Origin of the sequence: Zavarzinella formosa DSM 19928, assembly GCF_000255705.1 — a bacterium.
In the GTDB taxonomy this organism is placed as follows: Bacteria; Planctomycetota; Planctomycetia; order Gemmatales; family Gemmataceae; genus Zavarzinella; species Zavarzinella formosa.
Window position 1 is genome coordinate 1 of sequence record NZ_JH636448.1, and the last position, 1715, is coordinate 1715.

Sequence of the window (1715 nt, forward strand, 5' to 3'; positions counted from 1 at the left end):
AAAAAAGCCCGTGACCGCCTGATCCGGCTGGCCGAAACCCATCCCGATTGGGTTTTGGGGTTCCAAGACGAATGTTGGTGGAGTCGTCTGGCCCAGCCGAACCTCCATGTCTGGGCGGCGGGGAAGCCCAAGCGGTTGCAGGAACTCGCGCTGGCCCCCGCCGACGCCGATTCCAAGGCGCTGGCCTGTTACGGGTTGTTGCGGGCCGACACGGGCGGGATGATGCTCCGGTTTGTGGACGGCCGTCCGGTCAGTCAGGTCACGACCGACTATCTGGCTTGGGTCTGCGCGGAACTGGCGGCGGAAGGGAAGAAGGCCCTGCTGATGGTCTGGGACAATGCCTCCTGGCACATCAGCGCCAAAGTGCGGGCGTGGATCGCGGAACACAATCAGCGAGTCAAACAAGAGGGCGGGATTCGGCTGGTGGCGTGCCGGTTGCCGAGCAAGAGTCCGTGGCTGAACACCATCGAGCCCAAATGGGTGCATGGCAAAAGGGCCATCGTGGAACCGGAGCGGGTGTTGAGCGCCTCGGAGGTCGAGACACGGGCGTGCGATTACTACGGCTGCCCTCGGCATCAACACCTTCAACAGACCGACCCGCCCAAGAAACGGAAGAAGTTCGCCTGAACCTGCACTAGAGACTCGTTTTAACGGACTGTATTTCCGTTCCTCCACCGGCTCGCTCGAGACCCGCTTCAATGGTCTTTACTTCCGCTCGTCCACCGGCTCACTCCGCACCGCCTTCGCCCCCGCTATGTGAACACAAGCGGCGACACGATGACGGGTGGCCTTCTCATCCAGAATGGAGGAACGGCGGGAACCATCGACCCCGGCTTGCTCCTAGAGTTCATCGGGACCGCATCCGGAAGGACTCTGCGCGCCCAAGACAGCCTCGCGTCCTCCGGCACTCTCGTGGTGAGAGCGGGTGTGACGTTTCAGAACACCGTCTCGTGTGCCTTCCTCCAGTCCAGTTCGCTCGGGTCGTTGTCCTGCGGAACCACTCTTGGACTGACCTTCGGGGGCACGAACAAGAACTTCACCGCCGTGAACGGGGGAATTATCTGCACCGACGCCGATTCTCTTGAGGTGTCGGCGGCAGGATCGACGGGCATGACACTGGTTTCCCAAGGCACGGCCGCTCCGCTGTATAAACGGGAACGCGTCTACGAGCGATTCCCACTGTTCGGCCCGCAAGCCAACGCCGTGCCGGGCTCGGGCGCGACGTTGGTGACCGCGTTCTCGGGTTCGCTCGTTGCCGCCCAACTCCAGACGAGTGGCTTCTCCTCGGGAGTCACGGTGAGCGTCTGGATTAACAGCAAGCGGGCGTTCTCGACCCCGCTGTCCACGGACAACCGCGAGCCGAGTTCCGTCACGGCGGCAACGCCCGTGATCATTAACGGCACGAACGCCCGCTTCAACCGCTACCAAGATCTGCGCATCGGCGTGTCTAAGCACGTAGCCGGGGATGGGTATAATGTTTCATGTTACACCTTCATTTGACTGACACCCAACGCGTCGAACTGCAAGCCCTGCGTCGGGCAAATCTCCCGGCCGTTTCCCGAAACCGGCTGGAAATGATCCTGTTGTTCGACGCCGGCTGGTCGGCTCCCCGGATTGCCGGACATCTCGGCTGCCACCCGCACACCACCCGGGCCGCCCTCAAGGGGTTCCTCGCCCGCGGCACGGCCGCGTTCACCCCCGAGCCGCCCGGCCCC

3 protein-coding genes are annotated in these 1715 nt (G+C 63.1%); all 3 read left to right on the forward strand.

Going from position 1 to position 1715, the window contains the following annotated elements; translation table 11 throughout:
• Nucleotides 1-627: transposase (locus BGIM_RS0138635; protein ID WP_020474966.1), on the forward strand; the 627-nt coding region annotated here is incomplete at its 5' end.
• Nucleotides 628-777: 150 nt separating this feature from the next.
• Nucleotides 778-1500, forward strand: coding sequence for a hypothetical protein (locus BGIM_RS0138640; protein ID WP_020474967.1), 723 nt, complete (start codon nt 778-780; stop codon nt 1498-1500).
• Nucleotides 1482-1715 (forward strand): helix-turn-helix domain-containing protein (locus tag BGIM_RS66710; protein WP_202947374.1); only part of this gene is annotated, 234 nt, incomplete at its 3' end. The genes BGIM_RS0138640 and BGIM_RS66710, both read left to right, overlap by 19 nt.